We start from the raw sequence: 15,411 nt of genomic DNA on the forward strand, positions 1-15,411 counted from the left end.
CACGTTGCATCCGTGTCAGAACATGACGACGCCGCCCTCCCCTTTTTCGGGGAAGGGCGGCGTCGTGATATTGCCAGGTGGTGGTTGGATCAGAACGCGCGAGCCAGTACGGCCTGCTTGACCTCGGCAATGGCCTTGGTCACCTGAATCCCACGGGGGCATGCTTCGGTGCAGTTGAAGGTCGTGCGGCAACGCCACACGCCTTCCTTGTCGTTCAGGATCTCCAGACGAAGATCGCCGGCGTCGTCACGCGAATCGAAGATGAAACGGTGCGCATTGACGATCGCCGCGGGACCGAAGTACTGCCCATCGGTCCAGAAGACGGGGCAGGACGACGTGCACGCGGCGCACAGGATGCACTTGGTGGTGTCATCGAATCGTTCACGGTCTTCCTGGGACTGGTACCGTTCCCGCTCGGGCTCGTGGCCCTCGTTCATGAGGAACGGCATGATCTCGCGGTAGGACTGGAAGAACGGTTCCATGTCCACGATCAAGTCCTTTTCGCACGGAAGACCCTTGATGGCCTCGACCGTGACCGGTTTGGAGAGGTCGAGGTCCTTGAGAAGGGTCTTGCAGGCCAGACGGTTGCGACCGTTGATACGCATCGCGTCCGAACCGCACACTCCGTGAGCGCACGAGCGGCGGAAGGAGAGCGAGCCGTCGATCTCCCATTTGACCTTGTGCAGTGCGTCCAGAACACGGTCCGTACCGAACATCTCGAGTTCGAACTCGTCCCAGTAAGCCTCATCCGAAACTTCGGGGTTATAACGCCGGACCTTCAAGGTCAGATCGTACGTGGGAATTTCTCCCCCGCCACCGGTCTCACCCGGTAGATCGACCTTCGATGCCGGCTCGGCAGCTTCCTGTTCCTGAGTAGTCATTAGTACTTACGCTCCATCGGCTCGTAGCGGGTGAAGATCACCGGCTTGGTCTCGAGACGAATGCCGGCGACGCTGTCGGTCTCGGCGCTTTCGTCCAGGTAGGCCATCGAGTGCTTCATGAATTTGTCGTCATCGCGATTGGGGAAGTCCTCGCGGAAGTGACCGCCGCGGGATTCCTCACGGTGCAAGGCCGCGACCGACATGACCTTGGCAAGCTCGAGCAAGAAGCCCAGCTCAACGGCCTCGAGCAGATCCAGGTTGAAACGCTTGCCCTGGTCCTGGATCTGTATGTGCTTGTAACGCTCCTGCAGATCAGCGATCTTGTCCAGGGCGCTGTGGATGGTGTCGGCCGTGCGGAATACCTGCATATCGGCGTCCATCACGTCCTGCAGCTCCTTGCGGAGGACAGCAACCTTTTGGTCGCCCTTGCCATTGCGCATCAGATCGAGCAAATCGAGAGTTGGCTGCGCGGCATCTTCCGGAACCGGCAGGAAATCTGCGGTCGCGGCGTATTCGGCGGCCTTGATGCCGGCGCGCTTGCCGAAAACATTGATGTCCAGCAGGGAGTTGGTGCCGAGACGGTTGGAACCGTGAACGGACACGCAGGCGACCTCGCCCGCGGCAAACAGCCCGGGGACAGTCTGCTCGGAGTTCCGGTAGACCTCGGCGTCGATATTGGTGGGAATACCACCCATCGCGTAGTGCGCGGTCGGGAACACCGGGACGGGCTCGGTGTACGGCTCGACGCCCAAATAGGTGCGTGCGAACTCGGTGATATCAGGCAATTTTGCGTCGATGTGCGCCGGTTCGAGGTGGGTCAGGTCGAGCAGGACGTAATCCTTGTTCGGGCCGCAACCACGGCCTTCCCGCACCTCATTGGCCATGGAGCGGGCCACGATGTCACGCGGCGCAAGGTCCTTGATGGTCGGGGCATAGCGTTCCATGAAGCGCTCGCCCTCGGAGTTACGGAGGATTCCGCCCTCACCTCGGGCGGCCTCGGAGACGAGAATACCCAGACCCGCAAGTCCCGTGGGGTGGAACTGGACGAACTCCATGTCTTCGAGCGGAAGGCCATTGCGGAAAGCGATGGCCATCCCGTCACCGGTGAGGGTATGGGCATTCGAGGTGGTCTTGAAAATCTTCCCGCACCCGCCGGAAGCGAAAACGATCGACTTGGCCTGGAAAACGTGGACTTCGCCGGTCGCGAGGTCGTAGGTGACGACGCCGGACGGGCGACGCTCGCCGTCGACCTCCGTCATGACCAGGTCCAGGACGTAGTACTCGTTGAAGAACTCGACGTTGTGCTTGACGCAGTTCTGGTACAGGGTCTGGAGAATCATGTGCCCGGTGCGGTCGGCCGCGTAGCATGCACGACGCACGGGCGATTTGCCGTGGTCGCGGGTGTGGCCGCCGAAACGACGCTGGTCGATGCGGCCCTCGGGCGTGCGGTTGAAGGGCAGACCCATTTTCTCGAGGTCCAGCACGGCGTCGATGGCTTCCTTTGCCATGACCTCCGCAGCGTCCTGGTCCACCAGGTAGTCGCCGCCCTTGATGGTGTCAAAGGTGTGCCACTCCCAGTTGTCTTCCTCGACATTGGCGAGTGCCGCACACATACCACCCTGCGCCGCACCGGTGTGCGAACGAGTTGGGTAGATCTTGGTCAGTACGGCGGTGCGGGCGCGCTGGCCGGACTCGATGGCTGCGCGCATACCGGCTCCGCCGGCACCGACGATGACCACATCGTACTTGTGAAGCTGCATTCTTCGATGCTCTTTCCTTGTTGAGTCTCTGTATATGTGGGGTGGCGGTCGGCCGAATCCCCCGACGTCGTGCCTCGGCCGGTACTACGGTGCCGGGCAGAAGGACGGAACCAGCGAGGGGTCTGCGCCCGTGGGGCACGGCGAGAAGGTGAAGATCACCAAGGTGCCGACGAGCAGGATGAACCCGGAGGCCAGGAAGAGCAGAGTCTTGAGCCAGAAGCGGGTCTTGTCCTTTTCGGCGTAGTCGTCGATCACGGTGCGAACGCCATTTGTTCCGTGAATCATGGCGAGCCACAACATGATCAAGTCCCAGGTCTGCCAGAACGGATTGGCCCATTTGCCGCCCACGAAGCCGAAATCGATCGCGTGCACGCCGTCGCCCATCATGAGGTTGACGAACAAGTGGCCGAAGATCAAAACGATCAGCAGGACACCGGAGACTCGCATGTACAACCATGCGAACATCTCGAAGTTATTGCGCTTGGAACCGGAGCGGTTGTATTTGATGCCATCGACGCTGTTGTCACGGCTACGGGGAACCGCGATCCGAGTTTTCAACGGAGTTGCCATTGGTTAGTGACCTCCAAAGACGATGGCGAGATGGCGGATGAGGAACGGCACAACGGCAATGACCCAAAGAATCAGAACGCCCCAAAGCATCGCCTTCTGGTTCTTGGCGCCGTTCTTCCAGAAGTCGATCAGGATAATCCGAAGACCGTTGAAGGCGTGGTAGACGATAGCGGCAACCAAGCCGGCCTCGCCGAGACCCATGATCGGGTTCTTGTACGTGGCGATCACGTGGTTGTAAGCCTCGGGGGAAACCCGCACGAGGGCCGTATCAAGTACGTGGACAAGCAAAAAGAAGAAGATAGCGATGCCTGTGACGCGATGGGCCACCCAGGACCACATGCCCTGGCGGCCTCGATAGAGGGTGCCCTTGGATGTATTCGGCACTGAATAACCTCCCTGTTTCATCAACCGGAGGGCCGCGGCGTCGGTCTTCCATCCGGCGAGGGGCCCACGTTTACACTGCCACTGCGCAGACCGGGCAGGCCCGTGAGTCATGAGTGAGCGAGTTCTCTTGTCAGATTACCAGCAGCCAGACGGCTTGCTGACACCATGTCGACGCCGCCCTTCCCCGGAATTCTGGGGGCAATAAGCAACAATTTCATCACCTAATACCTTGCTTCCCACTGTTTCCGCCGATCGGCTCCCGGGAAATTCCCAGGCGGCCTGGTCGACCTGCCCCAAAGGCTCCTCCCCGAGCCTTGAGAATTATGACGAACGCAACCGGTACGATGTGAGCGATGAAATCACCACACAAACACTTCCACCCATTTATCCCGGCAGGCGGGGTTGGGTCCCGCCTTTGGCCCCTATCCAGGGCAGACGCACCAAAATTTCTCCTGGATCTCACGGGATCGGGCCATTCGCTTCTGCGCTCCACCTTCGACAGGCTGATCGATCTCAGCTCAAGTGGTGTGATGGTTGTCACGGGTCGCTCTCACGCCCAGGCCGTCCGCCAGCAGTTGCCAGAATGCTCGGAGTCGGATCTGGTCTTGGAGCCCTCCCCCAAGGATTCGGGTGCGGCCATCGGCCTGGCCTCGGCCATCATTTCCCTGCGAGATCCGGAAGCCATTATCGGCTCGTTCGCTGCCGACCATGTGGTGGAACCCACAGATGAATTCCATAGGGTCGTCGAGGAAGCCATCGCGACCGCGGCCACGGGCCGGATCGTGACCATCGGTATCACGCCGACGTCCCCTTCCACCGGCTTCGGCTATATCCGTGCCAACGAGAGACTCGACGTCCCGGCAGCTCCATCGGCACTCAAAGTCGCCGAATTCGTCGAGAAACCGGATGAAGACACCGCGCGGGCCTACGTCCGCAGTGGCGAATACACCTGGAATGCCGGAATGTTCGTGGCGCCTGCCAAGCTCCTCTTGGCCCATCTCGAGGCCAGCCAGCCCGAGTTGCATGCAGGCATTATGGAGATCGCCGAAGCATGGGAGACAGAACAGAGAGATGCGGTGATGGACCGCATCTGGCCGAATCTTCCGAAGATCGCTATCGACTACGCCGTCGCGGAGCCCGCCGCGGCTGCGGGCGACGTCGCCATGGTTCCCGCGTCCTTCACCTGGGACGACGTCGGGGATTTCGCCGCCATCAGCCGGCTGAACCGCGCCGTCAACGTGGACGAAGTGGCGGTCATCGGCAAGAACAAGCGCGTGATGACCGATAACGCCTCCGGCATCGTCGCCTCTGACACGAGCCGCATCGTGGCGCTGATCGGGGTTGAGGACATTGTCGTCGTCGATACCCCGGATGCCCTGTTGGTGACCACTCAGGAGCACGCTCAACGGGTCAAGAACGCTGTCAATGCACTCAAGGAGAACGGCGACACCGACGTCCTGTAAAGGCATCGTCCTCACGGAACCCGAAGGCCTCTGGGGGGCCCGCAAACCTCGAAGCCGCCCCAGTCTCTTGCGGAAGATGGTGGCGGCTCTGACTGCCCTCGGTGCCGCTCCATACCAGCGCCTCAGCCGAAGTTGATTCTTCCCAACGGTCGCCAACCGCTGACTTCACCGATATAGGCATCCATTCCTCGAAGCGGGAACGTGACCCTGTAATCTCGGAAGTCGGACAAGGCCGCCTCGAGGGTTTTGCGGTTCTCGTTCTGGGTCAGTGTCATGTGCGGATGATAAAGGAACGGTGAGGCGCTCTCCCGTAACGACAGGCACCGCTCGTGCAGGTCGGTCAAGAAGTCCTCGCCCTCCCCCACGGAGAGAAACACGACGTCGCTCATGGGCCGGAAAGTCCCGGTGCCGGACAGTGTGAGGTTCCCCGGCGCGAAACCGCGGCATTTCTCGCGCAGCTCGGAGATGAAGCGCGTGGCTTCTTCTTCAGGATTCTCGCCCAGCTCCGCAATGAAGACCGTAATGTGGAGCGGAACCCCAGTGCCCGTGCAGTGTTCCGAACGCCAGCGAATAACGTCCTCGTGCACTTGAAGGGGCACATCCAGAACCAAACTCAGATAGCTGCGACCAGGCATGATGGTCGGACTCACACTAATCTTGCCGTTGTTCACGTCAGAAGTGGGCACCATGGTTTCCAAGAGGTTTCAGGCCCGCGGAGGCAGGAATCCCATGTGCTCGTAAGCTGACGCGATGGTCGGAACCGCGATTTCCCGGGCTTTGGCGGCTCCGATCGCCAGGAGCCTGTCCAATTCAGCGGGATCATCCATGATCTCCAGCGTGCGTTCACGGATCGGCCCGAAGACCTCAGCGACGACTTCGGCCAGTCCGACCTTCAGGTGTCCGTACATCTTGCCTTCGTATTCCGCGACGATTTCATCGACCGGACGCCGGGTGAGCGAAGAATAAATGGTCAGAAGATTCGAAACACCCGGTTTGGATTCCCTGTCAAAACGGATTTCCGTGCCGTCGTCGGTGACCGCGGATTTAATCTTTTTCGCCAACTTCTTCGGATCGTCCAGCAACCAGATGATTCCGCTCTCGGACTCCGCCGATTTGGACATCTTGGCAGACGGGTTCTGCAGATCGTAAATCTTGGCGGTGTCCTTGAGGATCTTGGCCTCCGGGACCACGAAGGTCTCCCCAAAACGTGCATTGAAGCGTTGTGCGAGGTTGCGGGTCAATTCGAGGTGCTGGCGCTGATCTTCGCCGACCGGGACTTGGTCGGTTTGATACAGCAGGATATCGGCGGCCATGAGCATCGGGTACGCGTACAGACCGGCAGATGTGTTCTCGGATCCCTGCTTGGCGGATTTGTCCTTGAATTGCGTCATGCGACGGGCCTCGCCGTCACCCGTAATGCAGTTCAGCAACCAGGCCAGCTGCGTATGCTCCGGAACGTGCGACTGCACGAAAAACGGCGTCTTAGTGGGATCGATGCCTGCCGCGATGTACTGCGCCGCCGTCTTCCGAGTCCGTTCCGCGAGCTGTTTGGGATCCTGCGGCACAGTAATGGCATGGAGGTCAGGAATGAAGTAAATGCACTCGTTTTCCTCCTGCATGTCCACCCAGTTCCGGACCGCTCCAACATAGTTTCCCAGATGCAGGGAATCAGCGGAGGGCTGCGCACCGGAGAATACTCGAGGCGCGCCGGTGGATGCGTTGGGAATAGTGCGTTCAGTCATTCTTGTCTTTTCTACTCTCTTCAATACCTGCCCAGCATGGCCGGTCATCGACGGATGGGCTAGGTATTCCTAGAACTGGTAATCGACCACGAGCGGTGCGTGGTCGGAGAAACGGGTGTCATAACTCGGCGCACGATCGACCACTGCGGACTTCGCTGCTTCGGCCATAGCCGGAGTCGCCATGTGGTAGTCGATCCGCCAGCCGGCGTCGTTGTCGAAGGCCTGGCCCCTGTAGGACCACCAGGTGTACGGGCCGGGCACCTCGCCGGCCAGCTCGCGGGCAACGTCGCGGTATCCGAGGTCGCCGAAGAACCGATCGAAATAGGCCCGTTCTTCCGGGAGGAATCCGGCGTTCTTGAGATTGCCCTTCCAGTTCTTGATATCGAGTTCGGTGTGGCCGACGTTGAGGTCGCCTACGATCAGCGCGTGGTCGGAATGCTGAGCCAGCGCAGGCAGGCGCTCGAGCATGACGTCCAGGAAACGGTACTTGTCATCTTGACGCTCCGTGCCGACTTCGCCCGAATGGACGTAGGCAGAGACGACCGTCAGGGTTTCACCATGGGGAAGCTCGTAATCGGCCTCGACCCAGCGGCCCGACGTTGCGAAGTAGTCGACTCCAATGTTCTCCCTCTTGGCTACGGGTTGACCGGACAGACGCGAAGGACGCTCGGCCGAATCCTTGCGAGTAGCAATCGCGACTCCGGCGCGCCCTTTGGCTTCGGCCTCAGCATGGAGGATGTCCCACTCGTCTTCACCGAGAAGGTTGCGGAGGTTCTTGTCCGGAGCACGAACCTCCTGCATGCACAGGATGTCGATATCGCGATCTGCCAGCCAGTCCCCCATCGTCTGCTTCTTCTTGGGGTTGTAAGCTGCACGGATTCCATTGACGTTGACGGTCGCGATGCGCAGACTTTTGGCGTCTCGAGTGCTCTCATTCATGTAGTGGGGGGCCTTCCTCATGATCCTTCGAATTGCCGGCGCGAGGCGTCCTCAGGCGCCCTGGCGCATGTGCCGATGTTCGTAGTGGGTGTCAGTCGACGACCGTGCCGTCCACCGTGTCCTGCGACTGAACCATACCCATCCCGTTCTTGGCCGTGAAGTTGATGGTATCGATCGCACGGTCGACGACTTCCCGATCAGCCTGCTCGCCTTTGGCGATTTCCTCTTTGAGAACCTTGTTCTGGACCAGCACGATCTGGAAGGAATGCGCGAGTTTTTGGTCCCGCATGGCGTCCGCTTCGGGCACGGACGATGTTCCCGAAGACGGCGCCCGGAGCTGAGCGTCCTCGAGGTCGCTCTGCAACTTTCTGACAGCATTTTTGCCGAAGCGCAACGTTCCTCGGACGAGGAAAAGAGCATAGGCCGCGAGGGCAAGCCACCCCAATGCAATAGCGGCCAGGATCCAGCCCAGAACCGACTGCTCATTGGCCGCGGTGATCACCGCAAACACGAAGATCAGAACCATCACCGCCATGCCAATCACGGTGGCCCAAAAGGCCCTTCCGCTCGTTGCACTGTTGGTACTTGCATTGCCCACGCGGGGGCCTGAACTTCCGATCGGTTGCATGGTGCCTATTGTACAAGGACGTTTATACACAAACACGTGGCGGACGAGCCTGTGGAGAAGCCCTACGGCCACAGACCGACGGACCACCATCCCCTACGAAAAAGTGGCCGCCTGACGCGTGCGATTCCTCCACGGATCGCTCGCCAAGCGGCCACTCTAAGTAGCGAAAACGACCGCGGCCGGTTATGCGTCTGCCGCCAGCCTTTCGGCTCTCTCCACGACGTTGACGAGCAGCATCGCACGGGTCATCGGACCGACTCCGCCCGGGTTGGGCGAATACCATGAGGATTTGGCCGCCGCTTCCGGATGGATGTCCCCGGTGAGCTTCTTCTTGCCCGTTTCCGGGTTCAGAACTCGTGAAACCCCGACGTCCAACAGAATCGCCCCGTCAGTGACCTGTTCCGGCCGTACCGCATGCGGAACTCCGATTGCCGCAACAATAATGTCCGCACGGGACAGAACGTCGTCGAGATTCTTGGTTCCCGTGTGAGCGATTGTCACGGTCGCGTTGATGTCTCGGCGCGACAACAGCAGCCCCAGAGGGCGCCCGACCGTGATTCCGCGGCCCAGGACCACCACATTCTTTCCAACCAAATCGATTCCGTGCCGATGCATCAGCTCAATGATGCCGTTCGGCGTACACGGAAGCGGAGAATCGATATCCCCGTAGACATTCAGCACGAGCCGCCCCAGGTTGGTCGGGTGCAAACCGTCGGCATCCTTGTCCGGGTCGATTCTCTCGAGGATTCGGTTCGTGTCGATATGCGGTGGCAACGGCAGTTGAACGATGTAACCGGTGCATTCCGGATCCTGGTTCAGCTCCTCGACAACTCTTTCGAGCTCTTCCTGGGTCACGTCTTCAGGCAGTTCTCGGCGAATCGACGCGATCCCCACCTCGGCGCAATCGCGATGTTTGCCACCCACATAGGAGTGCGACGCCGGATCGTCACCGACCAAAACCGTCCCGAGTCCGGCCGTGATTCCCTTTCCCTTGAGAACCTCCACCCGGTCATGGAGCTCTGATTTGATGGCCGCAGCCGTCGCGGTGCCATCGAGGATCTTCGGGGAATTGCCGTGGTTGGCCATATCGCTGATTTCGGATTCTCTTTCTTTTTGTTCTTCGGTTACCGTCACCACTGCTCGAGGCCCTCGTAGAGAGGGAATTCTCCGGCCAGCTTCTCGACCCTGCTCCGCAGCGATTCGACGTCGACACCCGGTTTCAGGGCCGCGGCAATAATATCCGCGACCTCGGTGAACTCCTCCCGACCGAATCCACGGGTCGCCAAGGCGGGGGTTCCAATGCGGAGCCCCGACGTCACCATGGGCGGACGAGGATCATTGGGGACCGCATTGCGGTTCACGGTGATGCCGACCTCGTGCAGGATGTCTTCGGCTTGCTTGCCGTCCAACTCTGAATTGCGCAGATCCACCAGAACCAGATGCACATCGGTGCCTCCGGAGAGGACGGAGATTCCGTGCTCGGCGACGTCGGATTGCGTGAGACGGTCCGCGAGAATCTTGGAACCCTCAACGGTCCTCTTCTGTCGGTCCCTGAACTCTTCGCTCGCGGCAATTTTGAAAGCGACGGCCTTGCCCGCGATAACGTGCATCAACGGTCCCCCTTGCTGTCCCGGGAAAACTGCCGAGTCGACCTTCTTCTTCAGTTCCTCGGTGCAGAGGATCACACCCGAGCGGGGACCGGCCAGAGTCTTGTGGACAGTGGACGTCACGACGTGAGCGTGGGGCACGGGGTTCGCGTGGATCCCTGCGGCGACGAGACCGGCGAAGTGCGCCATGTCGACCCACAGGTATGCGCCGACCTCGTCGGCGATCTCACGGAAACGCTTGAAATCCTGTTCTCGCGGGTACGCTGACCAGCCTGCGACGATGACCTTGGGCTTGGCGTCCAGAGCAACCTCTCGCACACGATCCATATCGAGTCGGCCGGTTTCCGGATCGACCTCGTAAGCGGCGATGTTGTACAACTTGCCCGAGACGTTGAGCTTCATCCCGTGGGTCAGGTGGCCACCATGGGCAAGTGAAAGGCCCATCAGGGTGTCCCCCGGCTGCATGAGTGCCATCATCACGGCCGCGTTGGCCTGGGCGCCGGAATGCGGCTGCACGTTGGCGTGCTCGGCGCCGAACAACGATTTGGCGCGCTCGCGAGCCAGGTCCTCGACGACGTCGACGTACTCACAGCCGCCGTAATAACGACGGCCGGGATAACCCTCCGCGTACTTGTTGGTCAGTACCGATCCCTGTGCTTCCAGAACCGCCCGAGGAGCGAAATTCTCCGAAGCGATCATTTCCAGGGTATTGCGCTGTCGGCTCAGCTCGTTGTCAATGGCTTTCGAAACTTCGGGGTCGAGTTCGGCGAGCGGCCGGTTGTTGACATCCTGCGCGGACGAGTTGCTCATAGTTCTCCTGTTGGGCTGACTCCACACCGGGCCCGGCGTGGCACGCGAAAGGCTTCTGCATCATTCTAGGACATGGGACACCATGGACATTGGTCCGTTTCACAGTAGGACGGGTTGTGTATAGCCGTACGTGAACGGCCTAAGAAATAACCCTCGTATCGAACCAATCGGTAACTTGAGCGTGTTTAATGGGTGCCTGAGCCAACAGGAAAGGTCCTTGATGAACTCTCTCAACCCGCTCGGAACCAGTGATCCCCTTAACCTGCGTTCCGGTTCCCCGTACAGGCCGGAATCGAGCACTACGAGAGAAAATCGTTCGCAACTGCCGCTTTCGGTGCCCCAGAAGGCCGTCATCTTCGACATGGACGGCATCGTCACGGACACGGCAGCAGTGCACGCGAACGCGTGGAAGAAGCTCTTCGATGCGATCCTGTCCGATTCTCGCCTGGAGCCTTCAGAAGGGCACGACGCCGGGGACATAGATCGCAGCGAATTCAGCATCACGACGGACTACCGCTCTTACGTGGATGGGCGCGCCCGCGAGGACGGCGTTCGAACCTTACTCGCGGCCCGCAACGCGGCTCTCCCCGAAGGCAATGACAACGACTCCGCAGGCCAGTGGACGGTTCAGGGACAGTCTCGCCTCAAGAACGACTACTTTCAGGAGGAGCTCGAGTTCAACGGCGTGACCGTTTTCAAGGGAACCGTTGAACTGGCTCGCCGCCTCAAGCGCAGCGGCGTGCCGATCGCCCTCGTCACGGCGTCCAGAAATTCGACGTCGGTTCTCGAGGCCGCGGATCTGGGGGACCTCTTCGACCTCATCATCGACGGTACTTACGCTCTTGAGAACAACGTCCCCGGAAAACCGGCGCCCGATATGTTCCTCGCCGCGGCGAAACAACTCGGCGTCGCCCCAAAGGATGCCGCGGTCATCGAGGATGCCGTATCAGGGGTTCAGGCGGCTCGGGCAGGCGGGTTCGGTCTCGTCGTCGGCATCAACCGACACGGCGACCGCAATGAACTGGACGAGGCCGGCGCCGACCTGGTGCACAACGACGTCGCGGAGCTCGATCTCGGAGCGCAACGTGACGATTCGTGGAAACTCATCTACCACGGTTTCGACCCGGAGCAGGAAGGCCATCGGGAAGCGCTACTGACCCTCGCCAATGGCTACATGGGTGTCCGTGGCTGCCGGCCCGAGCGCGGCGACGACGGGGTCCATTACCCGGGAACCTACGCCGCGGGGTTGTTCAATCGTGTGGTCTCCCATATCAACGGTCGCGACCTCGAACACGAGTCGATGGTCAATCTTCCGAACTTCCAGTTCTTGGACCTTCGGTTGCGGGGCGGCGACTGGTGGTCCGAGGGCGGCATGCAACCCCTCGACGAAGTCACGGAACTCGATCTGCGCCATGGAGTACTCTCCCGTCGGTGTCTGTTGGAAGAGGTTCCCAGCGAGGTCGGCGAGCCCTATTCGGAAACACCCCGGCGTGTCCAGGTCGAACAGCGACGCATCGTCTCGATGGCGAATCGTCACCTGGCCGCCATGGAAACCACGGTGACACCGGTCGGCTGGTCGGGGCGAATTCATGTGCGGAGCGGAATCGACCCGAACGTCACCAACAACAATGTTGCCGAATACCGCGAATTGGCCCGTCATCACCTCGTCGCAGAGGCCTCGACCACGCTTCCGGACAACACCTTGATCAACGTCGTCCGGACCAATCAGTCGGGCCACGAGATCGCCGTCGCTCAACGCACCGAAGTCCGTGCGCCCGTCAGCTCGCGTCTCGAGCGGGAAATCCGACCGGGCGGGGTCGAAATGCGCCGTTACCGGGTAGACGGGCAGGACGGAAAGGCCGTCGTGTTCGATACGACCACGGCGCTGGTGACGTCACGCGATTCGGCGATCGCGTCCCCGGTGCTCGGCGCGGTTGAGGCGCTGAACAGAACCGACACCGGGTTCGATGCGCTCTACGGCCCCCACGAGCAGACGTGGTCCCGATTGTGGGCTCGATTCGCCGTGGACATCGAGACCGATGTGGATACGATGCTGGCCCTCCGCCTCCACATCTTCCATATTGTGCAAACCCTCGGCCCCAACATGGAGCTCAACGACGCCGGCGTGACCGCTCGCGGCCTCCACGGTGAGGGTTACCGGGGGCACATCTTCTGGGACGAGATCTTCATTCTGCCGATCATCACAATGCGCCTGCCTTTTGTGACCAGGTCGCTCTTGCAATACAGGTGGGCGCGCCTGCCAGCGGCACGATACAAGGCCACAGAATTCGGGGCCAAGGGCGCAATGTTCCCCTGGCAGTCCGGCTCAGACGGGAGAGAAGAAACTCCCGTCGAGTTGTACAACCCTCATTCGGACCGTTGGATGCCGGACAACTCGTGGCGCCAATTCCACGTGGGCCTGGCCATTGCTTACAACTCATGGCAGTACTACACCGCCACGGCAGACACGAGCTGGCTCGCTCACCAGGGCGCGGAGCTCATGATCGAGATCGCTCGTTTCTTCACCTCGCTGGTGACCTTTGACCCTAACGACCGGCGGTACCACATCGAAGGAGCGATGGGACCGGACGAGTATCACGACGGCTACCCCGGCTCAGTCGATGGCGGCGGCCTGAAGGACAACGCATACACCAATGTCCTTGCCGCGTGGCTCTTCCGCCATACGCTTGAGATCTTCGAGGAACTGCCCGAGCATCAATCACTGCGGGTGTCGTCGGCGAACAACGTGACCGAGGCCGAACTCGCTGCGTGGAAGCATATGGCCGCGAACATTGCGGTTCCGTTCAATCATGACGGAACCATCAGCCAGTTCGAGGGGTACGACGATCTCAAGGAGATCGACTGGGACCATTACCGGCGGAAGTACGGGAATATCGGGCGCATGGACCTGATTCTCGAATCGGAGGGCGATGCGACCAACAACTACAAGCTCTCCAAACAGGCCGATACCCTGATGCTCGTGTACCTCTTCGGGCAACGGGGCCTTCAGGAGGAGTTGGCGCACCTGGGCTACGACGTATCCTTGGCCAAGATCGAGGACACGATCAGCTACTATCTGGCCCGGACGTCCAATGGCTCCTCGCTATCCCGAGTCGTGACGGCGTCGATCATGTCCCGAGTCGACCCACGGCACTCATGGAGTGTCTACCAGGACGCACTCATGGCCGACCTGGACGACACCCAAGGCGGCACCACTCAGGAGGGCATTCACCTCGGGGCGATGTGCGGCACGCTCGACGTCGTGCAAAGAGCCTACGCGGGGGTTCAGGTGCTCACGGATTGCATTCAGCTGGAACCGTCCATGCCGGAAGAATTGCGCTCAGTCGGGTTCGAGGTCCAGTATCGCGGTCAACTGCTCGACGTTTTCATCGATTCCAAACGAGTTCGGCTGTCCGCGCGGTCGCAGAAAGCCAGCGCCGTACGGGTACGCGTCGGCGAATTCGAAACGGTTCTCGAGGGCGGAGACTCGTGCGAATACAAGCTCGAGGATCTCCACTCCGTAACGCGCTGAGGGGCTCTCGGGCACCTCGCCCGACACGCTGACCCCAAGCGACTGAAAAGGCCCCGGTTTCGAGTTGAAACCGGGGCCTTGTGTCGTTTCGGCCGCGGCGTCTGGGACCACGCCGTATCTCAGTCGCGAGAAGCGGACCTGCGGCGCAAGAACGCGGCCACGAGAGCTCCCGAAACGTTGTGCCACACCGAGAAGACCGCTCCCGGCAGGGCGGCCTCCGGGGTGAAATAGGTTCGAGCCAATGACGTCGCCAGACCCGAATTCTGCATTCCCACCTCGATCGCGGTCGTACGACGAGCGGAGACTGGCACCCGGAACAGGCTCGCCGCCCCGTAGCCGAGAAGGTAGCCCAGACCGTTGTGCAGGATCACCGCGAGCAGAACCAGGAGTCCCGCCGACACGATCGCTTCCGCGGACCCGGCGACGACGATCGCCACGATCACCGAGATCGCCGCGACCGAAACCCAAGGCAACGCGGGGGTCACTCTGAGGACTACGCCGGGCGCGAGCCAGCGCACCACGAGGCCCAGGACCACCGGAATCAGGACGACCTCGAGGATCGAGAGCATCATGTCACTGCCGCTCACGTTCATCCGTTCACCCGCCAGCCAGATCGCCAGGAGCGGCGTGAGAAAAGGCGCGATCAACGTCGAGATCGAGGTCATCGCAACGGAAAGCGCGACATCGCCCTTGGCGAGGTACGAGACGACGTTCGAAGCCGTACCCCCAGGGCAACAGCCGACCAGGATCACACCGACCGCGAGCGCGGGCGGAAGCTGCAGGGCCCACGAAATAACGAACCCGAGCAGCGGCATGATGACGAATTGTGCGACCACACCGATGATGACGGGGACAGGATTCTTGGCGACGAGCGCAAAGTCAGGGCCCGTCAGTGTCAGTCCCATTCCGAACATGATGACGCCCAGCAGTGGATTGACCCATCCAGAGAACCCCGAGAAGAACCCCGGGAGAAAGAACCCGAGAATTCCGGCCCCAAGGATCAATAACGGAAAGATCGTCACGGCGTACAGAGCGCTGCGCTCTTCCGAATTCTTGGTCGGTGACGGCGTGGTCTGGTCGGTGGAGTTCATGTGA

General features: G+C 60.8%; 13 protein-coding genes. 2 read left to right on the forward strand and 11 right to left on the reverse strand.

Annotated elements, in window-relative coordinates; all coding sequences use genetic code 11:
* Window positions 1-89 precede the first annotated feature (89 nt).
* The 4 genes from sake_RS10380 to sdhC form a co-directional block, all read right to left on the reverse strand.
* Complete coding sequence (locus sake_RS10380) at window positions 90-881, reverse strand: succinate dehydrogenase iron-sulfur subunit (RefSeq protein ID WP_129360751.1); 792 nt, start codon at window positions 879-881, stop codon at window positions 90-92.
* Window positions 881-2,641: a succinate dehydrogenase flavoprotein subunit gene (gene sdhA / locus sake_RS10385; RefSeq protein ID WP_129360752.1), complete on the reverse strand. Its 1,761-nt coding sequence runs from the start codon at window positions 2,639-2,641 to the stop codon at window positions 881-883. The genes sake_RS10380 and sdhA overlap by 1 nt, the downstream gene beginning before the upstream one ends.
* 84 nt (window positions 2,642-2,725) lie before the next feature.
* Complete coding sequence (locus tag sake_RS10390) at window positions 2,726-3,211, reverse strand: succinate dehydrogenase hydrophobic membrane anchor subunit (RefSeq protein ID WP_129360753.1); 486 nt, start codon at window positions 3,209-3,211, stop codon at window positions 2,726-2,728.
* A gap of 3 nt (window positions 3,212-3,214) precedes the next feature.
* A complete protein-coding gene (sdhC, locus tag sake_RS10395; protein WP_129360852.1) occupies window positions 3,215-3,616 on the reverse strand; it encodes a succinate dehydrogenase, cytochrome b556 subunit in 402 nt (133 codons plus the stop codon).
* 332 nt (window positions 3,617-3,948) lie between these two features.
* Here sdhC and sake_RS10400 point away from each other — a divergent pair, with 332 nt between their 5' ends.
* A complete protein-coding gene (locus tag sake_RS10400; RefSeq protein WP_129360754.1) occupies window positions 3,949-5,058 on the forward strand; it encodes a mannose-1-phosphate guanylyltransferase in 1,110 nt (369 codons plus the stop codon).
* 122 nt (window positions 5,059-5,180) lie between these two features.
* Here sake_RS10400 and sake_RS10405 read toward each other — a convergent pair whose 3' ends face one another.
* The 6 genes from sake_RS10405 to glyA form a co-directional block, all read right to left on the reverse strand.
* Window positions 5,181-5,693, reverse strand: a complete 513-nt coding sequence (locus sake_RS10405; RefSeq protein ID WP_207718906.1) for a 2'-5' RNA ligase family protein — start codon at window positions 5,691-5,693, stop codon at window positions 5,181-5,183.
* 69 nt (window positions 5,694-5,762) lie between these two features.
* Window positions 5,763-6,800 carry a tryptophan--tRNA ligase gene (trpS, locus tag sake_RS10410; RefSeq protein ID WP_129360756.1) on the reverse strand — a complete coding sequence of 346 codons (1,038 nt, stop codon included), beginning with the start codon at window positions 6,798-6,800 and terminating at the stop codon, window positions 5,763-5,765.
* A 69-nt stretch (window positions 6,801-6,869) separates the two neighbouring features.
* Entirely contained in the window at window positions 6,870-7,739 is an 870-nt protein-coding gene (locus sake_RS10415; protein ID WP_178945995.1) for an exodeoxyribonuclease III, read from the reverse strand.
* 91 nt (window positions 7,740-7,830) lie between these two features.
* Window positions 7,831-8,367, reverse strand: a complete 537-nt coding sequence (locus tag sake_RS10420) for a hypothetical protein (RefSeq protein ID WP_129360757.1) — start codon at window positions 8,365-8,367, stop codon at window positions 7,831-7,833.
* A 183-nt stretch (window positions 8,368-8,550) separates the two neighbouring features.
* Window positions 8,551-9,453, reverse strand: a complete 903-nt coding sequence (locus sake_RS10425) for a bifunctional methylenetetrahydrofolate dehydrogenase/methenyltetrahydrofolate cyclohydrolase (protein WP_178946329.1) — start codon at window positions 9,451-9,453, stop codon at window positions 8,551-8,553.
* Between the two features lie 44 nt (window positions 9,454-9,497).
* Window positions 9,498-10,784: a serine hydroxymethyltransferase gene (gene glyA / locus sake_RS10430; RefSeq protein ID WP_129360758.1), complete on the reverse strand. Its 1,287-nt coding sequence runs from the start codon at window positions 10,782-10,784 to the stop codon at window positions 9,498-9,500.
* A gap of 220 nt (window positions 10,785-11,004) precedes the next feature.
* Between glyA and sake_RS10435 the strand changes: the two genes are divergently transcribed.
* On the forward strand, window positions 11,005-14,316 hold the full coding sequence (locus sake_RS10435; RefSeq protein ID WP_178945996.1) for a beta-phosphoglucomutase family hydrolase: 3,312 nt from the start codon (window positions 11,005-11,007) through the stop codon (window positions 14,314-14,316).
* Between the two features lie 119 nt (window positions 14,317-14,435).
* On the opposite strand, the gene sake_RS10440 is transcribed toward sake_RS10435, so the two are convergent.
* Window positions 14,436-15,407, reverse strand: coding sequence for a bile acid:sodium symporter family protein (locus tag sake_RS10440; RefSeq protein ID WP_129360760.1), 972 nt, complete (start codon window positions 15,405-15,407; stop codon window positions 14,436-14,438).
* Window positions 15,408-15,411: the final 4 nt, after the last annotated feature.

It is taken from the genome of Kocuria sp. TGY1127_2, assembly GCF_013394385.1.
GTDB lineage: Bacteria > Actinomycetota > Actinomycetes > Actinomycetales > Micrococcaceae > Rothia.